Raw genomic sequence first — 22687 nt, 5'->3', positions numbered from 1 at the left:
ATTATTCGTCTTGATGTTGCTCGAAATAATGATCTATTTTAAATTTTTCAGGCTGATTCGCCGCCTGTACAGCCAACTGATCGGCACGCTCGTTCCAAACGTTTCCCGCATGCCCTTTTACCCACTGAAATTTAACCTTTTGCAATTTGTACACTTGCAGAAAACGACGCCATAAATCCTCGTTCTTTTTCCCTTTGAACCCTTTTTGTAACCATCCAAAGACCCAACGCTTTTCGACCGCATCCACCACATATTTTGAATCGGTATAAATCGTAATTTCTGTATTGGTAAATTTCAAGGATTCGAGCGCGACACAAACCGCCATCAATTCCATACGGTTATTGGTCGTCAAACGAAATCCCTGAGCTATTTCTTTCTTCACCATTTTTTCGGTCTCCAACAGAATCAATCCATACCCTCCTGGGCCTGGATTTCCTAAAGAAGATCCGTCTGTATATGCAAGGACAGCCATTAGTTTCCTTTATAATTTAACATGCCATCAATCGTATTACGTGCGACAAAATGATAGTTAGGACGAGCTGCTTTATAAATATCATGGGCTAAATCCATCTGATTGGATTCTTTTAAAGCCAAATACAAAGGCTCTAAGAATTTGCGACGTCCTACCTTCACTAAAAAGGCTTTGGCATGAGGATTCACCACATCATACTTCATTAAAAAAGCCTTTTCGTACCAAGCCGTTTGAATTTCAGGATTGTTAGAATGAGTGAAATCGTAGACCTCATCGAAATATTTAAGATCGTTAATCGTATGTTTTTTAGGATCGATCAAACGAATAAAGTGAACCCATTCATTTGTAGATTTTGTACTTATTTCAACTTTTTTAGCCGGTTGATTCGCACGTCCATTTTCAATAGCTTGATGGAATTGTGCTTCTGCCAAATCAAATAATTTGGACGTTGGTTTTTTCAAATCCTTTGGCCAACCCGTCGTATAAATCCATTCTTGGACAAAATCATCTTCCCCGTTTGTTAAGTTCGCTTTCATATAATCAATGAACTTTTCTGTAGTCATGGTTTGAAAAGCATGAGATGAAAAATAGCGGTTTAAAAATTGATCAAATTTTTCACGACCATAACGGTCTTCCAACATTTTAAGGAACAAATATCCTTTATCATAAGGCACGTCCGAAAAAGCATCATCAGGATTAGCACCTGTCATATCCACTTTAAGTGAAGTGTATTTTTCCGGAATATTACGCATTGATGTTTCCAAATCTTGGAACCCGATAACTGAAATCATATCGGCATAATCTTTTCCTTCAAGCGCTTCCATAATACGGCGTTCAAAGTAAACCGTAAATCCTTCGTTCACCCAAAAGTCATCCCATGTTGAATTCGTAACCAAATTCCCTGACCAAGAATGAGCTAATTCGTGCGCTATTAAATTGGTCATCGAACGATCCCCAACAATTGCGGTAGGCGTAGCAAACGTTAAACGAGGATTTTCCATTCCACCAAAAGGAAAAGATGGCGGTAAAACCAACACATCAAATTGTTCCCATGGATAAGGACCATATAATTGTTCAGCTGCAGTCACCATATTTCCCATTTCGGCAAATTCCCAAGCTGCTGCTTTCAACATTCCTGGCTCCGCATACACCCCTGTACGGTGATCAATCGGTTGATATTCCACATCCCCTACCGCTAAAGCCACCAAATAAGGCGCAATTGGTTGACGCATTTGGAAGGTATACACGCCATCTGCAGATTTTTCTTTTGGATTTATCGCACTCATTAACGCCATTAGTCCTTGAGGGACTTTCACTTTCGCATCATAAGTTATTCGAATGGAAGGTGTATCCTGAATAGGAATATACGAACGCGTTAAAATCGCTTGACCTTGTGTCAATAGGAATGGTGCTTTCTTATCATTCGTTTGCGCAGGATCTAACCATTGCAATGCATGGGCTTCGGGCGAAGTTTTATAATAAATCGTAACCAGGGTATCATTTTTAGACACTTCGATGTGTAAAGGTTGCCCTTTAATCGAGTCTTGTTCCCCTAAAGTATATTTTGTTTTTTTCCCATGGGCTAATACGACCGAATCAATGGTTAATTTTTCGGTATCAAAAATAATCTCATCCGCATGGTTATTCTCAAACGTATATTGGGCTGAACCAATAATCATTTTCTGATTGAAATCGGTTTCGATGTCCAAAGAAAGATGTTTTACTTTGGCTCTCGAAAGATCGGCGAAAGTTTGGGTATCTCTTCCTTCATTTTCGGGATGGGCTGTCGTAACTTGTTTATTACAAGCGACTGCCAATAATGTTCCTGCTGCTATTAATGCTACTTTTCGCATGATTCTAATTCTTTTCGAATGATAGTATAGGTATAATCCTTAATTGCTGATTTATGTTCTTTTGTATTCTTTCCTGCTGTTGGCACAATATCCAATAATTTCACATGGACTTTCCCCGGATAGCCCTTGAACCAATCAAAGGGAAACATTTCTTTTAATCCTTCGATGGATAATACAGCGATTGGCGTCTGAGTTTCAATGGCAATGTTAAATGCGCCATCTTTAAATTTGTCCAACACCAAAGTGAGATCATCTGACACGCCACCTTCCGGAAAAATAAAGATGCTTAAATTTTGATTTAACTTATGCATCGCATCGGGAATCACACGGGCACGACTTTTCATACTGGAGCGATCCACCGAAATACAAATGCGTTTGTAAATTCTTCCAAAAATAGGAATTTTACCCAACTCTGCTTTCCCAACAAATACAATCGGATGATGTTTTAACACCGTGAGTACCGTCATAATATCCATCATCGAAGTATGATTGGCGATAAACACGTAGTTCTCATTCGGATTCAGAGCAACACGTTCTTCATAATTCAATCGAAAACCTGTGGCATAAAAAGTTACTTTACCCCAGTATCGGATAATGGGATAAACATATGGAAACGCTTTCTCCGAAATCAACAAAGGGATTAAAACAAACAATCCTAAGCCAATAACATAGATTCCTGCGATGAGAATCATCCAAATGCGCCAAATAAAAACAAGACTTCCTTTCATGTATTTCATGGGGTTGTATTCGTACAAACGAAGATAAGTTTTTTCAAGATGAATTGAGAATAATGCATGTTTTAATCTCATTAAATCGTAAATCAGCATGACACTAAGGTTTTACGTTATACGTCATACGTTATACGTTTCAATTCATCTCAACCCCCATACCCCGTTAAGCATTAAGCATTAAGCGTTAAGCGTTAAGCGTTAAGCGTTAAGCGAAATTAGAAGTTAGAAGTTAGTGAACTTTGTAAAATGTAAAATGTAAAATGTAAAATGTAAAATGCATTATAAATTAAAAACTTAATAACTTAACCACCTAACCACTTAATAACAAAAAAAGAGAACCAACTTCCATTGATTCCCTTTCCTATATCTTTGACGATTTATCTTTTCGTAAATCGTAATTCGTACTTCCTAATTCCTAATTCCTAATTCCCAAAAACCGCTTTCACCTTAGCTGCAATACGCCCACGATCCTCATCGGATAAATTGGAACCAGATGGAAGGCATAATCCATTCTCAAACAATTGTTCGGCTACGTGACCTCCATAATAAGGAGAATCAGCAAACACAGGTTGCATATGCATCGGTTTCCATAATGGACGCGACTCAATATCATCTGCTAAAAAGGCCAAACGTAAATCTTCTCGAGTGACACCTGCCACCACCGGATCAATAAGAATAGCCGATAACCAATGATTCGAATAAAAATCGGGTGAAGGTTCTGAAAATACAGTAACTCCATCAATATCCGCAAATAAGTCGTGATAAAATTGGTTCATAGCACGGCGAGCTTCAACACGTTGGTCTAACACTTCCATTTGACCACGTCCGATTCCAGCCGTAATATTACTCATGCGGTAATTGAATCCAATTTCAGAATGTTGGTAATGGGGCGCATTGTCACGGGCTTGAGTCGCTAAAAAGACCGTACGATCTTTCGATGCTTTGGTTTGACAAACTAACGCTCCCCCTCCTGAAGTGGTAATAATTTTATTTCCATTAAAAGATAAGGCTCCAAATTTCCCAAAAGTCCCCGCCGCTTGTCCTTTGTATGTTGAACCTAAGGCTTCAGCAGCATCTTCGATCACGGGAATATTGTATTTTTCTGCAACAGCATGCACTTGATCCACTTGATAAGGCATTCCATACAAATGAACCGCAATAATGGCTTTCGGCGTTTTTCCTTTCGCAATACGATCTTGAATAGCCTCCTCCAAAGCGATAGGACAGATGTTCCATGTTTCAGGCTCTGAATCTACAAATACAGGAGTAGCACCTTGATAAGCAATGGGATTGGCTGAAGCAGAAAATGTCATCGATTGACAAATCACCTCATCCCCATGGGAAACCCCACACTCAATTAAGGCCAAATGTAAAGCCGCTGTTCCAGCAGATAATGCTGCAACATACACCTCTTGATTCAAATAAGAGGCTAAATCCTCTTCAAAACCATTCACATTAGGTCCTAAAGGAGCAACCCAATTCGTATCGAATGCTTCGTGTATATATTTTAGTTCGTTTCCTCCCATATGCGGAGAGGATAACCATATTTTTGTGCTCATGTGTGTTGTTTTATAACTTCAACAAATTTAATTGTTCATCGGAAGAAATGAATTGATTTTCTTAAAATATTTTTTAGCTGAAATCTTATAATAAACGTTAAGCGAAGTTAGATGTTAGTAGTTAGAACAAAAGTAAATTTTTCACTTTTCTCTTTTCACTTTTCACTTTTAGTTATTCACTAATCTTTTTACTTTATACAAAAAACAAAACGTATAACCTAAAACGTACCACGTATAACGTAAGACGAAGTTAGTAGTTAGAAGTTAGTGAACTTTGTAAAATGTAAAATGTAAAATGCATTATAAATTAAAAACTTAATAACTTAACCACCTAACCACTTAATAACAAAAAAGAGAACCAACTTCTATTGATTCCCTTTCCTTTATCTTTGACGATTTATCTTTTCCTAATTCCTAATTCCTAATTCCTAATTCCTAATTCGTAAATCTTAAATCGTAATTCCTAATTCCTTACCCCTACGGTCGATTATACTTAATAATTTTCCCTGGATTACCGACCACTACCGCATAATCGGGAACATCTCGAATCACAACTGCACCTGCACCAATCATACACCATTTTCCAATGGTAATGCCTTGGATCACACATGCTCCAATACCCACTTGTGTCCCCTCACCTACGGTGACATTTCCAGCCAACCCCACATGAGGTGAAATATGGGCAAAATCTCCGATGCGGCATTCATGATCTAAAGTTGCACTGGTATTGATAATGCATTGTTTCCCAATTTGGACTTCCGAATTAATGGTTACTCCCGCCATTACAACTGTACCTTCCCCAAGTTTTGCTCTTTTCGAGACAATCGCCTTGGGATGAATTAAAGTGGGATAAGTAAATTGAGGATAAGCTTTCGCAATCCGTTGACGGGTCGCATTATTCCCCATTGAAAGAAAAACTTCTCCACTTGCTGGGGTTTGATGAATCACTGGATAATCAAAAATTGAATCGAGCTCAGCATTATTATCAATAAATCCATCAATGCCATACCCTAATTCTTCTGCAATTTCTACAATTACTTTTCCATGCCCACTGGCTCCGTATAAATACATTTTGATTCTTGTTTAATTATGTCCGTTAAAAGGTTCAATTGTGGCTTGTCCTTCTTGTGAAATGCCTTCTCGGAAATCATCAATAGACCTCATTTAGATTACATTTTATCCCCGTATTGAATATTAATATTGTTCCAATCAATATCAATTTCTCTTAATGAGGAATTTATGACTGTGAAATATCCTGGAATTATTTTTACGTCTTTATTTTCTTTCCAAGTAGAATCCGTAGACATAAAAAATACATTTTTATTATATAGTTTAGCCCAATTCAATAATACTTGAATCATAACTACACTATATGAAGAAGACCATAAAATTCTAACCGTGTGATTATTTTCTTCAGTAATTAAATACTCATTATCAATTTTAAAAATACGAACTTTTGTTCCTGAACGTTTTATAAATTGTGATTCAAATTCACATAAATTATAATCATAATGAATCACATTTTTTAAATTTTGTTCTCGTAGTTGAAAACACTTTCTTATTGAATCAGCATTAATATCTATTTCTTTGATGGTTTTATGATTAATCAATAGTAAATCATTATCAACTATGATATAATAAGTTGGAATCAATAATGATCCAAAATCTCTTAACCTTCTAAAACTAGCATTTTGTTCTGTAACATAAGCTGTAAGAAAATTGTATTTATGATTTAAGACTAATTTTTTTGAATAAGAAATAATTTCAGTAAAACACCCTTTCCCTCTAGCATTTGGAAGCGTCCATGAACCTGTCATAATACCCGTAGATATCGGATCACTTCCTGGTATCGCTAATTTTCTATACGTTAAAGCAGATCCAGCCATTAAATCATCATCTGATGTATTTAATAGAAATAAATCAGGTTTTACTAAACCACATTCTCTATAAAAAACCCATTCATATAATTGAGAATCCCCCCAATGCCCAAAACATTCATTCAAACAATTCAAATATTGTTCTTTTATTCCTTCAGGATTTAGTTTCCAATTCATTTAGTAGTTTTTAAATTTTGTGTAATTTCATTCATCGAAGTGAACCATAAATCATCTCCATATATGTCTTCTAATTGACAAAAAACTTTATCTAACTTTTCCATATACGATTTATTAATGGCATCAATTGTTTTAAAACCGTGTAACTCTTCAATGATATGTCCTTTAATCGATAATAATCCTCCTATTTCGACTATTTCTTTTGCTCTTTCATATTTAGAGGTAACTTGAAAATTTGTGGGAAAATGTAATAACTTATTATTTTGTATCCATTCAGGATATACAATTGAAACATTACGTAATCCACTCATTGAATTTTTAGCATCTATGCTAATTGGAGTATTCAAATCCCGAGCAGATGCTAAGAATTCTATACCATTATTAATTAAAGCATTTTGCAAATTATCCGAAGCATTCCAAGCTGGTGGAGTAAAACCTTTTACATATTTTAAATTTGAATTTTCAAAAATTGAAATCATCTCTTTTAATATAAGATCAATTTTAACTACAGATTCATCTTGAAATTCAACAGGAATGTTTAATCCTTTATGAATATGGTGTAAACCATGCAAACCTATTTCAATATTAGGATGTTGATTATAAAACTTCACAAATTCTGGAAATTTATCTAATCTGAATGTCCCTTTCTTTTGAATTGATGCCAAATAAAATTGATCTCTTAACCAAGGAATCTTAGAAAGTAATTTTCGAGTTGGTATTGGTGATTTTTCTCTCCAATCAGCAGTAGTAAAAAAGGTCACTTTTAATTGCGGGTGTCGATCAAATAACCAATTCAAATATCTGAAGACTCCCGTATCTAAATCGCCTCCAGCATCATAACCATGTATTATTTTTTGGGCTGGATGAAGATCATCTATTGTAAAGCAAATTGCAGCTTTTTTCCCTTCTTTTAACCAATTATTTGGATTCATAAATACGTTCTTGATTTGTTGCACAATAATCTATAAAACTATCAGTTGTTACATGACCATCTTTAGAGACTCCATCACGTATAATGACCTTTTTAATCGTTAAAAAGAAAATTTTTATATCCATTAAAAAACTTATTTGTTTTACATAGATAATATCATAATTCATTTTATCAAACCATGATAAATTGTTTCGTCCTTGAACACCTGTTAAACCTGTAATTCCTGGACGTACGTTGTGCCTTAACTTTTCTGAATTATTATAATAATTTAAATACTGAGGCAATAACGGACGAGGACCTATAATCGACATCTCTCCTTTTAAAACATTAATCAATTGTGGAATTTCATCCAAAGACGTTTTACGCACAAAGGCGCCAATAGGTGTTAAACGCTCGGCATCCGACAACAAATTTCCTTGCGCATCGGTTTTATCGTTCATCGTTTTAAACTTGATGATATGGAATATCTTTTCGTTTAATCCGGGACGCGCTTGTAAAAAAAATGGTTTACCTTGATTCGCAAAATATAATCCTATGGTCACGATGATGAATATTGGCGATAAGATTATTATTCCGATTAATGCTATGGTAAAGTCAAACAAGCGTTTGATGTAATTTTTGTACATGGTATAAAATTAGTGAATTTGCTAATTTGCTAATTTGCTAATTAATAAATTATACTCTTCCAACAACGCCTTCCAGACTACCGATTGTTCGTAACGGGATTGTATCATTGGGCGAGCATTGGATTTTAAAGTCGTATAATAAAGTTCATCATCCATCATTCTTTGCATGGCCTCTAAAATGGCTTTCGTATTTTTCACAGGAATAATGCTTCCATTTTGGCCCTCTACAATGATTTCATTGCAACCATTGATATCCGAAACAATACTTGGCAATCCCATTGCTCCTGCTTGCATCACAACATTCGGAAACCCTTCGCGATAACTTGGAAAGACTAAGGCATTAGCGATGGCAAAATAAGGTCGCACATCCTTCTGAAATCCTACGGAGATGATACGTGGATTTGACTCAATTTCTTGAAGTGTTTCGAGATGTAAAGGATCCAAGTTCGTTTCTAAAGATCCTACCAGTAAGAGTTTAGCATTAGGATTTGTGAGTTTTGAGAAAGCGGAAACCAATTCATTGATGCCTTTATCTCCAACTAGACGGCCCACAAAGATGAAAACAAAATCGTTAGAAGAAATTCCCAAAGCTTTCTTTCGTTTTTCTTGTACATCAACTGAAATTATATCCTTAGAAAAATAAGAGGTATCGATACCGTTGGAAGATCCATTGGCTATCACATGTAATTTCTCTTCAGAACAAAATTGATTCTTTAAAATAAAATCATATAATATATTAGAATTAGGATAAATTCTTGTTGCTGATAAATAGGTAAATTTCTCAACAAATATTAATATAGATTTTTTAACTCCTTTAGTTTCCATCAATGGCATCCCTGCTACTGTATGTAATCGAATCGGTACACCAGCTAATTTAGCCGCCAGCATTCCGACAATTCCTGCTTTGGGTGTATGTGTATGTACAATCAGAGGTTTTTCATTTCTGAAGAATCTATAGGTTTGCCATAATGATTTTAAATCCGCTATTGGCGTAATTTTTCGGGACATTTCAATGGGTACCACACGAATTCCTTCCGTTTCTTTAACCTCATCTAATTCAGATCCAGCAGATGAAACTCCAATAACCTCAAAACCATTTTTAGACATAAATTGATGCTGTCCTTTTAGCAAAATTCTAAGAGATATAGGAACGGTTGTAACACGTATTAATTTAGTTTTCATTAATTCTTTTGATTAATTTAGCAGGTATCCCTCCAATTAAAGAATTAGAGTTAAACGATTTATTTACTACAGCTCCAGCAGCAACAACAGATCTAGATTTTAAATGTACACCTGAAAGTATTCTTACACCACACCCTATCCAAATATCATCTTCAAGAATAATTTCTCCAAAAGTTTCTTTATTGTATTTAATAGGTAAATCAAAATTCTCCCAAGTATGATTTGTTGAAATTAATGTTGTGGCATGAGCAATTGAAACATTGTTACCTATTTTAATATTTCCAGCACCTTCTATATAACACATCGGATGAATCGAAACATTATCTCCAATCTCTATGTTTTGAGGGTTAAATAAAAAAACATTTTGTTGTATAGCTACATTATCTCCTACTTTTTTAGCTAAGTTTTTTAACAATATATATCTAATCAATATCCCTAACTTAGTAGGGAAATTCCTAAAAATAGAAAAGAGTAAACTATTAATATTTTTTCCAAAGAAACTAAAAAGCAAAACCAAAATTTTAATAATAGGTTTTATTCTTTTAAACTTATCTCTTCCGCTCATAATTTTGATTTAAGATATTTATTCAAAACTATCCCAAAAGGAATTGCCAGAATGGTTAGTATTTTATTAGAACTGTTCGAGATAATATTTTTTTCATTAATGATAATACAAGAAGAAACATAATGTATTGCATTCATAAATCTTTCTTTAAACGTATAGGCTAGTTTCATTCTGACGTTTCTTTCATAAATGAAACCACGAGGATTTTTAAAATATTGTTTTATTATATTATTGGTAGATCCATCCGCCATATATTCTACTATACATAAAGGTTCATTTAAAAACAACATATCATAATCTTGATCTATTAATAAATATTTATAACCTAAAGGTGTAAGTCTTTCTTCTTCAAACACAGGATAAGGTGGATATTTTTTTATTACATCAGTTCTGTAAACAAATTTTATATCACCAACTAATCCAAATTTTCCTTTTAATTGATAATACTTACCAGACTTCTGATCGGGGAACTTTCTATTAGAAACAATACTTCCATTTTGATAAATATCTAATCCTAATAAACCAGCATATTTTTCATCTTTATTTTCATTCCAAAAATTTAAAATTAAATCTACCGCATTATCTGGCATCATATCATCAGAATCAATGCATACGTTAAGTTCTGTATCTATTAAAGAATAGGCTAAATTATGCCCCGTATGCATTCCCCCATTTTTTTTCCAATGGTATTGAATTGTTATTTTATCTTCAGATTTCCATTGTTCAATTAATTCTTTTGTATTATCCGTTGATCCATCATCTATGACTAACCAAATAAAATTTTTATTGGTTTGATTACATAAGCTTTGATATAAACGAGGCAATAAATAGGCACGATTATAAGTCGGTGTAAAAACTGTAAGGTAATTCATTAATATATTATTACATTCATAAGAAAAGTAAATCCATAATATGCGATCATAATATAAATTAAATTTCTTTCATGATTTTTAAAGATATAGTTTTTAAGTAAGGGATACACGATAACCAAAGCCATCATAAACCATGAAAGGTAAGCAAAACGATTCGAGAAATTGGCTTTAATCACTAAAATCCAAAAGGAATTGGCGATTACATAAGTTCCATATACTAAATTATACCGTTGATCTTCAAATTTCTTTTTAAAAATATAATACCAACCAGCAAAAACTGCCGATCCACTATACAATACAAAATCCCAACGAAATCCTGTGGAGCTAAATTGGTCGTTATTTACATTACCCGCCGTTAAATAGGAGGTACGGTCATCTTCCATTAATCCCGAAAATAATCCTTGAATAGAATTACCAGCAACTAAAGAAATAGGGATACACGCCAACCAACCATAAATAATATGTTTAGGATTACGGTAAAAATAAGCTACTAAAAAAGCTGCAGTTGGAATAATCATGGAACTATGCAGTTGAATGGATAGAAAAATAATTACCCCTTGTATCCATTTTTTATTGGTCGCAAATACTAACAAAAAACAGGACGTGGCTAATCCATTTCGAATCCCATTGGTTCCATACGCCCAATAAGAAAAAGAGCCTATTAAAAGTAATATAGCGTAAAATGCTCCTTTTTTAAAATTAACTTTTGAAACAATATAGATAGGTAAAAAATATAAAAAGCTACATACTGCAAAAAAAAAATTATTTGACATTATTAATGTACAGAGGTACATAAAATAATAAAAGAAATAGTCTTTTTTAGGAATAGCATTTTGCCCTTCTTCTTGAATTTTTAAAAATGTACGATTATACGTTGCCATATCGCCATAATATCGACCACTGATTTGGCGTGTGCCCATATAATATATTGCTAATCCAAATAAAAATACCGAAAGAATTTGTATTGTAATAGTATTAGACCTATCTGATAAATTGTACTTAAACAAATATATTGATGCTATTATAATTATAAATAAAAGCACATAATAATACACATCTGTATAACTTTCGATGGGGATTAAGTCAAACATGTTACAAATTTAAAAGGTTATTCCATTGTTGCATGATGGATACGGTTGAAAAACGAACACTATTTTGTTTTGCATTGGTGCTCATCCGTTGGATTTTGGATGGATTTTGAATTAAATCAATGATATGACGGGCGAACTCTTTCGCATCTTGATTCTTTGCTAAAACTCCATCTTCACCGTTTGTTACGATATGTCGAGGTCCATGAGGACAATCATAAGATACAATGGGTAATCCTACATTTAATGCTTCTAATAAAACTGTAGGAAAACATTCGGTTACAGAAGTTAAGGCATAGAGATTATACTCCGTCATAATTGCTGGAATGTTATTTACCACCCCTTTAAAACATATGACTTCTTGTAATTGATAATTCAAGATTAATTCCTCTAACTCTTCACGTGTTGAACCGTAATTGTCCCCATAGATATGCAATTGCCAGGCTGGAGCATATTGATGAACAACTTTCCAGGCTTCAATCAACTGATCAAATCCCTTGACAGGCGCAATTCGTCCTGCTGCCATCACTTGTTTATTTTTCAAATGCGCTTTTAAATCAGTGGGATCAATCGGATTTGGAATTACGATGGCATTCCCTGTACGCACATATTTCGCCTCATCAGCATTTAGAACCACAATATAATTGTATTTTGATTCAATCCAGTCTGTTATTTTATATTTAACAAGTTCTAAAAATGAAGCCTTTTTTCGGTGCTCTGGCTCCAAATATCTTGAACCATGACGTTCTTTTATAAGTTTCGAATTACCCTTAATAAAAGGCAACCAATAATGATCAAAATTAAAATTGGGTGAAATAATCACATCTGGCTTTAATTTTTTAAAAAGCGCTTTTTGTTTTTTATAATGTAAATAAGCTTTTTTTACATTCTCTACTGAAAAGTAGGATTTGCTTCGATTATAATTAATATTCAAATCAATGCATTGTACACGTTCGTCTAAAGCATAACAAGGCTTTTTACCTTGTTGCTCCGTCGTTACAATATATATTTCTACATAGGGAAGTTTTGCCCAGTAATTCACTTTGGTGGCCATGACCTTTTCTATTCCACCATGTAAATAAATCTGATCGGTATTGAATACTATTTTCATTTACAATGATTTAAATAATTTTTGCCATTGTTGAGCAATATTACCTATAGCAAACCTTTGAACATTAACTTTTGATTTACTTCCAAATTCAGTTCTTAGATCTCCATTTTCTATTAATTGAATTAATTTATCAGACAATTCTTTGATATTACCATTGTTAATAATAAAACCATCTTCATTATTCTTGATGATATCAGATGGTCCATAATCACAATCAAAAGAAATACAAGGCACACCGCAAGACATGGCTTCTGTTAATACCATACCAAAACCTTCAAATCTTGAAGACATCACATAAATAGAACTTTCTAAATACTTATCTTCTATATCTTTTGCAGGAGGAAAATATTGAATATTATTAGATAAATTATTCGTATCTAAAATCGATAAATTCTCTTTTCCATATAAATGTAACTGCCAATCAGGATAAATTTCGTGTACTTTTTCCCATGCTTTCACCAATAAGTCTTGTCCTTTTTGGTAAGAAATTTTACCAACACAAATCACTATTTTATTTCTTAGATTTGATGAAATTTCAGGATTAAAAGATAATGGATTTGAAATTACTTCCATATTTTTTAAAGAAGTCCATTCCTTTTTATTACCTTCTGTAAGAACTACAAAATAAGAAAACTTCTTCGCTAACATTTCCATTAAACCCCATTTTACTTTTATGGTAATTTTTTTTGTAAATGAATAATAATCCTTCCATTCTATCAATTTAGATACGTGACGTTCATAAATTAATTTTGCGTCCGTCTTTAGAAAATGAGGAATAAAGAAAGCTTTTAATCCATCATCACAAACCAAAACAATATCAGGATTAATTTGATCTACTACTTGCTGAATTCCTTTTTTGTAAGCTGAAATATATTGAATAGGATTTCCGCCTACAGGAATAGAAACCATTTTGATTTGATCACTGAAATTATAAAATGAGTTAAGATGTGCATCGTTTAGCGATAGAATTGTTACCTTATATCCTAACTTTTCTGCAAAATAGGATGCTTTAATAGAGAGAACACGTTCTAATCCCCCCGCCCCATTAATACCATTGGTAATGTATAAAAGCTTCATAAAGATTTTATTTTTGGATACACTAATAATTCTATTACTTGAGATGCTCCATAATGAGTAAAATGATTACTATCAAACATATAAGGCAATTGTTTTCGATTATTGAATTTCTCAATATTCTTATGATCATATATATCTATGTATCGATCTTTTGATATGATTCTTTTTAATTTATTATTTAATTCTCTTGTTTCTTCTTTTATAAATTCGGAATCTTCTCGCCCAAATTGATTTAACATCAGAATTTTAGGATAAGGTAAAGTATACGCTTCACTTTGTCCGAGAATTAAGTAATTTACCTTATAACTATCTAATTTGTTTACTAAATTTTTTACGCCTCTTATAACTTCCTCTTCGGATAAATTAATATTAGAATTATGACGCATTAACCAATGCACAGAAATAATTACTAAATCAACCTTTTTTTCAGGGGCGAAAATATATTGATTTAGGATGGAATCTTGAAATACTTTTCTTTCTTTAATACCATTAGATTCCAGAATTGGTAATACATATCCCAAGCTTATCTCTAACCAATTATACTGTGTATATTTTCTAAAAGCGGAGGAAAATTGAGCCATATGGCTATCGCCTACTAATAATATATTTTTTTTTGTCTGACTTACAATCAGACACTTCTCAGAATTATAATTATATAGATTATCATTATCACTTACATAGCATCCACATGGATTAAATTGGTTTGATCGATAATTATTTTTATATTCTTCAGAAAAATTTGCAATTTGAAAATTATCATTTTGGTAAATAGAGAATCGATTAAAAACATCAACCTTTATATATATTAAACCAGATAACAAAGCCAATAAAATCAAATTACAACTTAATACTTTTCCTTTACTAAAAAATTTATTATTTTCTATAAATTTATAAGATAACCAAGCAGATAAAAACGACAGGACAATAAGAACCGTTATATATACAGGACTTATCAATCCAAAATATTTAAATAGGATAAACCATGGCCAGTGCCATAAATAAATTGAATAGGATAAATTACCTAATACTGTAATGATTTTATTATCAAAAATTGGATTATTATTATTTACAATTAATATAGCTGTAGTAGCTAAGACAGGTATAATTGTTAAAAAAGATGGCCAAATATTACTGTCAGAAATAAAATAAACACTTATTCCAATTATAAGAACAGATATTAAAACTATATAATTTTTTATATTATTTTCAATTGTATATTTTCTACCAAAACCGTAAGCTAAACCACCAATACTTAATTCCCAAAAACGAGTAGGTAACATATAAAAAGCAAAATTATTTTCCATCTTATATACACCTAACATTAATAAGAGTGAGGATAACATAATAATAATAAGTATCATCCAAAATTTAGATTCTTTCGCTAAAAATATTTTTCTAAGTCCTAATAAAATCAGTGGATAAATTAAATAAAATTGCCACTCAACTCCTAATGACCATGTATGTAAAAGAATGTTATCATCAGATGAAAAATAGTTTAAATATTTCCAATAATAAATATTTGATCCAAAGAAATTTGAAAAAAATACATATTTAGCATTTAGTTTTAAATCGGCTTTAAAAAAGAATAAAATTGAAATTAATAATACAAACAATAACATTATTTGTAATGCTGGTATTATTCTTTTAGCTCTTTTAATATAAAATTCCTTAAGCGAAAACTTATCTTTTTCAAAAGCATTCAACGTTATAAGTGTCATCAAAAAACCTGAGATGACAAAGAAAATATCTACTCCAATAAAGCCTCCAGAGAAGCCCGAGATTTGAAAATGAAAAAACATAACCATTAAAACTGAAATGGCACGTAAAAAACTTATATCTGTTCTGAATTGCATGAATTACCTATTACCAACTAAAATGTTATACAATTTGGGAGTTTTTTTATCTACTAATTTCCCAATTGTAATAGAAGTTATAATTACAATTATCCAAGAAATAAAGTATATTATTAATCTTATAAAATCGTTAGAGACAAATATTTGGGTTGCTTTAGAAATCATTGTCATTGGAATTCCATGTAAAGCAAATATGAAAAAACTATATTTATAGTAAGAGTGGATTTTTGGGAATTTCTCTCCATTAATCCAATCATATAATCCCCATACAAAAATACATCCTGCAATATTTTTAAAATTATCTAACAACTTAAAGATTAACGATTGTTTTTCTAAGCACAAATCTAAATTACCATTTGCGAATAAAACACAAATTACTAAATAACAAATTCCAAATAATATGGTATAGTTTCTATTAAACTTTATATCTATTTTTTTTATTCCTAAATAGCATCCAACAGTAAAATAGAAAAGAGGATATATCTGAATAATCTTAATACCTAAATGAAATACATTATCTATAAACAACCCTAATACAAACAAAAAAAGTATAATAAGTATTCCCAGCTTGTCAATTAACAACTTGATAAATGGTGTAAGACATACGAAAAGTAAAAGTTCTCTTATAAACCAAAATGGATAATTATAAGGATAGATTAATGCATTTTTAAAATTTTCTATAAAACTTAGATCTATAAATTTATTCGGATACAAATTTCTTATTAAAGGAAGTTGTTGAAATATAAATACTAGACCGAAAATTCCTATACTCCAAATGATATAAGGGATTAATAAAGTTTTTACTCTCTTTTTAATTTTAGATAAATAGGGTATTTCTTGGTACACATTTCTAAAGAATAGAAAACCTGAAATCATAAGATATATAGGAATGATTATCCCTATTAATTGCTTAGAAATTAAATTTTCAAGAATATCAACAGTTGTAAATTTATCACTTATATTTTCTGCGTGGGCTAACACAACTCCAATCATTAACCAAAACGAGAAGAATTTTAATTTTATACTTAGGGATTTATCCATGAACGAAAGATTTTATAAGAGCAAGAAATTTTTTATAATAAAAAGCCGTAAAAAACATCTTCTTTTTCAAGAAAAAGAAATATGGTTTTACAGATAGTTGGTTTGTCGATTGTATATACAATATATAGTCTATATTTTTTATCTCAATTAAATATTCTTTGAACGAAATATTTGTTGGTATATTAATTATGTAATTGGAATAAAATTCTTGATTACGAGAATGTATAATTTTTTCTAAAGGTTTGTCTTTATACCATTTTAATAATTTTACTTGTACTTTCTGAAACTCTATTATTAAATTTCTTGAAAGTTTTGACGTAATACTATTTTCATTTAAACGATTATACCAATACACACTATCTGTAATTCCATAAACTCCTTTACACTGATGAACATATTGTACTAAAAAACATAAATCTTCTTGATAATGTACATCCGTAGGTAATTGTAAATCATTAAGCTGAATAATTTCTTTTTTAAACATTTTTCCCCAAAGGACACCCATGGTTCCCTTAAATAAAAGGGGTTCAAAATAAGATGTTGAAATAAATCCTACTTGTTGGATTTGGTTTATAAGAGCTCCCTTTACATTATAAGTAGAAAGTTCTTTATAATTACCAATCACTAAATCTACATTTTCTTGCGTTAAAAAAGGATTTAATAATTTAGTTACATAATTTAGATCCAAATAATCATCAGCATCAACAAAGCACACATAATCACCAGTAGCTTTTTGTATACCAATATTTCTTGTTTCTGAAGGACCTGAATTTTCTTTTTGAATCCAAACGATTCTCTTGTCTTTTAAATATTTTTTTATGAGAAACTTGGAGTTATCGGTAGATCCATCATCTATTACCACTACTTCTATATTCCTATAAGATTGCGCTAAAATAGATTGTAAACACCTCTCTATATATTGTTCAGCATTATAAACGGGTAAAATAATTGATACAAGAAAATTCATATTATTAAACAATATATTTATCGAAATAGTTTTGGGATTCTTTTCTTAATTCTTTTAATTTGACGTTTATTGATTGGTAATCAATTGGTTTTAACAATGTAGGAATGTTATCAAGGGATGTTATCAATCTATCTTCTAGTCCAAATAAATTAAGTAATGATTTAAAACGATCTAACCCCCTATTTTTATTACCTAACGTAATGAATTGTTTATTAAATAAAATTGAAAATACACAACCGTGAAAAGAATCTGTAATCACATAATCTGCTTGATAGATTGCTTTTAACCAGTCTTCTACAGTATCTACTGTTTCTTCAATTGATGTATAATTAGATTTGGAAATTTTTAATTTGTCTCCAACCTTATATAGTCTTTTACCTGTTAAACTTTGAACCTCTTTTAAGTATTCATCAGTTTGTGCTTCTTTATCTAAAACATAAGATGTTATACCATTTTTAAATTCTTTCTTACTATTTTGAAAAAGATTGATATAATCGTCTACTTCAAGTAACAAGGTTGGATCTATGTGATGTTCTGCCGCTATCCCAATTTTATTCAACATTATTTTAGCATCGTTTTCTCTAACAGAAATCCCATTAAGATTTGAAATTTTCGGTATTAGTTCTTGATCGGCAAATTGATTGGATCCAAAACTTGCTGCATATGAAATTTTAAGTGCAGCGTATGGAAAATTAAGAACTAAATCTTTATTTAAATTATTAGCATAATTTTTATTCCACACTTGATCACTGCCTGTTATTAAAAGATCTTTCTTACTTTTATTGAGATAATTTATAAAAGTTTCATTGGATTTAATTGGTTTAGATATTTGAATATTTGAATCTATAAATCCTTGCATAGGAGCATAATATTCTTTTACTTTTTGAGTATAGTTATAATTAAAAAGCTTGTATAATTCTGTTTTATAAGAATTAATCTTAGATATATTATAATGTCTATCAATATGTTCTACATCTACTTTATAAGTATTTCTAAGAAAAGTTTGCAGTGCAAAAGCCTGTAAAAGGCCTCCGTAGTTATAGTTACCTAATGGTAAGGTAATAATTGCAACATTTTTCATGAGAAGATTCTTTTAATTTTATTTATAATACGTTGGAGAATATTTTTCTTATAAAGTTTTGCATAATCATCATTAATTAATTGCATATGATTAATAAAAACATTTAAATCATTAGATTGTTTTGCTATATGAAATTGTTTATTACTTTCATCCCTAAGCTTTATTCTCAATTCTTGAATTTTTTTAAATTTTTTATCAAAATTACTTGAAGCCTCTACTCTTTTTCGTGGGCTTAAGTTTCCATTTTTTTGGTTAAGATAAAGTCTATATTTTAACCCATTACGTCTATGACTAATTCCAGAGCTTTGAGATTCTATGACTTTTTCGTGGGATAAATCCTCTATATATAATTGTTTTTTATTACGAGCATTTTGAATTAATTTATCTAATTCAGGATTTCTAACAATTATTATATTAGTACCCTCATAATCATTCACATATTCAGGTAACCATGCATCACCAATTGTAATGTCAGCAGTTTCTGCTGTTACATCATCACAAAAATCACAAGCCTTACTTTTAAAATAACCCAATCCCCAATTAGTACCAAACATCTCGTTAACAGGACCAGAAACAATAGTTTCTGATTTTCCACAAGCATCTTCTTTAGTGACTGTTACTCCATATTGATTAGAACCATATCCTTTTAATTTTGTTCTAAAATCAATCATTTTTAAATCTGTAGGAGCTACTCCTAGTTGCCAACCTAACATTTCAGCAAAAGCTTTACTTTTAAGATGCCCACAAACTAAACCAATACTATATTTAATTCTATCTTTTAAAATTTCATTATGATAAGATAAAAGTCTCAACGATTTAATCATACATGGGATACCGACAATTGCATATCTTCCTTCATTATTAGTTATAAAGTCTAATATTTCATCTAGTTTAACAGGATAGTATTTAGATTTTGAATTGAATTGAATTGATTCTGAAGATTTGGAAACTCCGTATTCAAAAAATGTTTTATCTGAATCTGAATGTATAAGATGAATAACAGCGTCTACCATTTCATTTTTTAATAACTCTTCACATATCCAAGACCCTAAACCTCCTGAACTACCATTAATCCTATAATCATCCACAGAAACATATCCCGCATAAGTTTTATATACGTAACCTAATGTGTTAACATAACTATTCTTAGAAAAAAGATCTTTTCCGATTTCATCTTCATTTAAAGCATTATCTGAAAAAGGACAAATTTGATTTAAAAGTTCTTCATTAAATTTATCTGAAATAATTTTAGATTCATATTGCCCAAAATGATTTAAATCTACCGTAAAAGCTTCTTTATCTGTAAATGCACAAGCTCCACAACCTATACAAAAATTCTCTTTAATTACTTCTTTAATTCCTATTTTTTTATCCATTTCAAAATTTCTTCTATTTTAGAGACAATCGCGTCTAAATCATTTTCTTCTACATTTATTTCAAATAATCTCTCACCGTAATAATTTTTAAGAATATCTATTTTTTGCGTGTAGATTTTATAATTTTTTGAAAAAACATCTAACATATGTTCTTGATCAGTTTGCCTTTCAGTTATATTAGATTTATTCTCTCTAATTCTTTTTAATCTATTTTTATTCACATAATCTTCAGAAGCGTGAAGATAAATAATGAATTGCGGAAGTACTATTGATTCAAGATTCGATTCTTTGATACCATAATTAAGGTGTAAAATTCCATCTTCAGAAAAGAAAATATCCTTTTTTTTAAGTTTAGTTTCTAAAAATTTTATCTCTTTAAATTTGTAAGAATAATACTCTTGTATACATTCTTTAATCTCTTCTTTATTAGAATATAATTGTAAACCTTCTTTAAAGATTTGCTGAGTATTTAAATCGTCATCAGAAAATTTTGGACTAAATTTACTTAAAGATCTATAAAATTGTCTTGCTTTATATTTTCTATATATACCATTACTCATCATAAAATTTGATGATGAAATTCCACATAATTCTATAGGTAATAAAAGTTTTTTCTTTATCAAATAATCATAGATATAACTTTTACCAATTCCTGATGGGCCTAATAATTCAATCCAAATCATTTTTTCTTTTTTATGATGGTTATAAGATGGTTTAAGGCTGATAATCCTATAATTTTAGATATAATAAAATAGAATCCTAAGGTTATTGTAGTAAATAGTATTAAAATACTCAAAGGATAACTAATATAGAAAAACTTAAAAATATAAGCGACCATACTTGCAGATATAAATGAAATTATAATATAGGGAAGAACATCTCTTAATTGCTCTATTAAAGAATAGTTAATCATTTTTTTAGTATAATAACTGTTTAGTACATATATAAAAATACTATTTACAACTTGTCCAATCAGAATTCCATAAATTCCCCAATTAATAGATATAATAAAAATAGTGATTGTAATTATTTTTTTATAGAATTCAAGTTTTAATATCAAATCTGTACGCCCTTTAACAGTTAGTACATTCAAATTATACTCACTTAATGGCATTAATAAACCACTTAAACATAAAATTTGTAAATAAGGTGCAGCTGATAACCATTTCTCAGTAAGCAATACAATTACTATATTCTCTGCTTGAAAAAACATAATTATTAAAATAGGAGATAGCACGAATAGAACTGATGTTAATATTTTTTTGTAATAAATTTTTAGCGTTATATCATCTGTAATTTTAGAAAATAATGGAACTAATACTCGTTTAAGAATATTCATAATATTTGAAACGGGTAAATTCTTAAGACTCTCTGCTCGGTTATAAAAACCTAAAATAGTAGGCGATAATTGCTTTCCTATATATATAGTATATATATTCTGAAATATTACATTTAAAATACTTGTAAGCGTTAAATTAATACCAAATCCAAAATGTTTTTTAAATTTTACTTTATCAAATTCGAACGAAGGAATATAATTAGATTTAATCCAAATTTGAAGAGTATCTAGAGTATATTGAATAATTCCCATATAAACTAAACTCCATACACCAAAACCATAATAAGCCATTAGAATTCCGCAAATTGAACTAATAATTAAAGATGGTAATTGAATAATAAATAACTTTTTAAATTCAAGATGTTTTGATATTAAGGATTTTTGAACTGCTCCAAAGGCTTGAATTACAAAAATTATTGAATAAATTCTAATTATTTGAGCTAATTCATCTATTTTATAAAAATCTTCAATTAACGGTGCTACTATATATATAAGAATATATAGTAGTATTGAAACAATGATATTAAATATAAAAACGGTAGATAAATCTTTATTATCAATATCTTTTGATCGTATTATAGATGTTGTCATTCCACTACTCATCAGTAGAACCGCAATACCCGTAATTATACCAAAAAGACCAATTATCCCAAAATCTTCAGGTTCTAATAATCTTGCTAGAATTATAGAGACAAAAAAAGAAATTAGTTGAGTACTAAATTGTTGAATGGCTGTCCATATTACACTAGTAACAGCTTGTTCTTTTAAAGACATGTGTTATTTTATTGTAGAGTCTTCAAAAGTAATTAAACTATTTTGTTTAAGAAAAGTTAAAATGGGTATTTCTGTCCGAATTAACAATTTATTGTTCTTTACAGAAAAATGCGTCCATTTATAAAAATGATTCAG

Annotated in this window: 21 protein-coding genes; all 21 read right to left on the bottom strand. The window is 30.5% G+C overall.

The window, feature by feature from the left end; all coding sequences use genetic code 11:
• Position 1: 1 nt before the first annotated feature.
• Complete coding sequence (locus AC1QSP_RS10310) at positions 2-472, bottom strand: ribonuclease H family protein (RefSeq protein WP_484078619.1); 471 nt, start codon at positions 470-472, stop codon at positions 2-4.
• Positions 472-2325, bottom strand: coding sequence for a M1 family metallopeptidase (locus tag AC1QSP_RS10305; RefSeq protein ID WP_484078618.1), 1854 nt, complete (start codon positions 2323-2325; stop codon positions 472-474). The genes AC1QSP_RS10310 and AC1QSP_RS10305 overlap by 1 nt, the downstream gene beginning before the upstream one ends.
• Complete coding sequence (locus tag AC1QSP_RS10300; protein WP_484078617.1) at positions 2313-3134, bottom strand: lysophospholipid acyltransferase family protein; 822 nt, start codon at positions 3132-3134, stop codon at positions 2313-2315. Before AC1QSP_RS10300 ends, AC1QSP_RS10305 begins: the two co-directional genes overlap by 13 nt.
• Positions 3135-3478: 344 nt before the next feature.
• The gene (locus AC1QSP_RS10295; protein WP_484078616.1) at positions 3479-4615 is read right to left on the bottom strand and encodes a DegT/DnrJ/EryC1/StrS family aminotransferase; all 1137 of its coding nucleotides are present in this window, start codon (positions 4613-4615) and stop codon (positions 3479-3481) included.
• 477 nt (positions 4616-5092) lie between these two features.
• Positions 5093-5686 carry an acetyltransferase gene (locus tag AC1QSP_RS10290; RefSeq protein WP_484078615.1) on the bottom strand — a complete coding sequence of 198 codons (594 nt, stop codon included), beginning with the start codon at positions 5684-5686 and terminating at the stop codon, positions 5093-5095.
• 98 nt (positions 5687-5784) lie between these two features.
• Positions 5785-6669, bottom strand: a complete 885-nt coding sequence (locus AC1QSP_RS10285; protein WP_484078614.1) for a hypothetical protein — start codon at positions 6667-6669, stop codon at positions 5785-5787.
• Entirely contained in the window at positions 6666-7601 is a 936-nt protein-coding gene (locus AC1QSP_RS10280) for a DUF2334 domain-containing protein (protein WP_484078613.1), read from the bottom strand. The genes AC1QSP_RS10285 and AC1QSP_RS10280 overlap by 4 nt, the downstream gene beginning before the upstream one ends.
• A complete protein-coding gene (locus AC1QSP_RS10275; RefSeq protein ID WP_484078612.1) occupies positions 7588-8226 on the bottom strand; it encodes a sugar transferase in 639 nt (212 codons plus the stop codon). The genes AC1QSP_RS10280 and AC1QSP_RS10275 overlap by 14 nt, the downstream gene beginning before the upstream one ends.
• Before the next feature lie 21 nt (positions 8227-8247).
• Entirely contained in the window at positions 8248-9408 is a 1161-nt protein-coding gene (locus tag AC1QSP_RS10270; protein ID WP_484078611.1) for a glycosyltransferase family 4 protein, read from the bottom strand.
• The gene (locus AC1QSP_RS10265) at positions 9398-9973 is read right to left on the bottom strand and encodes an acyltransferase (protein ID WP_484078610.1); all 576 of its coding nucleotides are present in this window, start codon (positions 9971-9973) and stop codon (positions 9398-9400) included. Before AC1QSP_RS10265 ends, AC1QSP_RS10270 begins: the two co-directional genes overlap by 11 nt.
• Positions 9970-10845: a glycosyltransferase family 2 protein gene (locus tag AC1QSP_RS10260; protein ID WP_484078609.1), complete on the bottom strand. Its 876-nt coding sequence runs from the start codon at positions 10843-10845 to the stop codon at positions 9970-9972. Before AC1QSP_RS10260 ends, AC1QSP_RS10265 begins: the two co-directional genes overlap by 4 nt.
• The gene (locus AC1QSP_RS10255) at positions 10845-11765 is read right to left on the bottom strand and encodes an EpsG family protein (RefSeq protein WP_484078608.1); all 921 of its coding nucleotides are present in this window, start codon (positions 11763-11765) and stop codon (positions 10845-10847) included. Before AC1QSP_RS10255 ends, AC1QSP_RS10260 begins: the two co-directional genes overlap by 1 nt.
• 172 nt (positions 11766-11937) lie before the next feature.
• A complete protein-coding gene (locus AC1QSP_RS10250) occupies positions 11938-13044 on the bottom strand; it encodes a glycosyltransferase family 4 protein (RefSeq protein ID WP_484078607.1) in 1107 nt (368 codons plus the stop codon).
• Positions 13045-14121 carry a glycosyltransferase family 4 protein gene (locus AC1QSP_RS10245; RefSeq protein WP_484078606.1) on the bottom strand — a complete coding sequence of 359 codons (1077 nt, stop codon included), beginning with the start codon at positions 14119-14121 and terminating at the stop codon, positions 13045-13047.
• Positions 14118-15974 carry an acyltransferase family protein gene (locus AC1QSP_RS10240; protein ID WP_484078605.1) on the bottom strand — a complete coding sequence of 619 codons (1857 nt, stop codon included), beginning with the start codon at positions 15972-15974 and terminating at the stop codon, positions 14118-14120. The genes AC1QSP_RS10245 and AC1QSP_RS10240 overlap by 4 nt, the downstream gene beginning before the upstream one ends.
• Before the next feature lie 3 nt (positions 15975-15977).
• Positions 15978-17015 carry an acyltransferase family protein gene (locus tag AC1QSP_RS10235; RefSeq protein ID WP_484078604.1) on the bottom strand — a complete coding sequence of 346 codons (1038 nt, stop codon included), beginning with the start codon at positions 17013-17015 and terminating at the stop codon, positions 15978-15980.
• Positions 17008-17982, bottom strand: a complete 975-nt coding sequence (locus AC1QSP_RS10230; RefSeq protein ID WP_484078603.1) for a glycosyltransferase family 2 protein — start codon at positions 17980-17982, stop codon at positions 17008-17010. Before AC1QSP_RS10230 ends, AC1QSP_RS10235 begins: the two co-directional genes overlap by 8 nt.
• A gap of 4 nt (positions 17983-17986) precedes the next feature.
• Positions 17987-19063, bottom strand: a complete 1077-nt coding sequence (locus AC1QSP_RS10225) for a polysaccharide pyruvyl transferase family protein (RefSeq protein ID WP_484078602.1) — start codon at positions 19061-19063, stop codon at positions 17987-17989.
• Complete coding sequence (locus AC1QSP_RS10220) at positions 19060-20439, bottom strand: Coenzyme F420 hydrogenase/dehydrogenase, beta subunit C-terminal domain (RefSeq protein ID WP_484078601.1); 1380 nt, start codon at positions 20437-20439, stop codon at positions 19060-19062. The genes AC1QSP_RS10225 and AC1QSP_RS10220 overlap by 4 nt, the downstream gene beginning before the upstream one ends.
• Positions 20424-21122, bottom strand: a complete 699-nt coding sequence (locus AC1QSP_RS10215; protein ID WP_484078600.1) for a hypothetical protein — start codon at positions 21120-21122, stop codon at positions 20424-20426. Before AC1QSP_RS10215 ends, AC1QSP_RS10220 begins: the two co-directional genes overlap by 16 nt.
• Complete coding sequence (locus tag AC1QSP_RS10210) at positions 21119-22552, bottom strand: lipopolysaccharide biosynthesis protein (RefSeq protein WP_484078599.1); 1434 nt, start codon at positions 22550-22552, stop codon at positions 21119-21121. The genes AC1QSP_RS10215 and AC1QSP_RS10210 overlap by 4 nt, the downstream gene beginning before the upstream one ends.
• Between the last annotated feature and the right edge of the window lie 135 nt (positions 22553-22687).

It is taken from the genome of Faecalibacter sp., from assembly GCF_057177045.1.
Note: the sequence above shows the minus strand (reverse complement) of the source record. Positions and strands in the feature narration are given on the sequence as shown.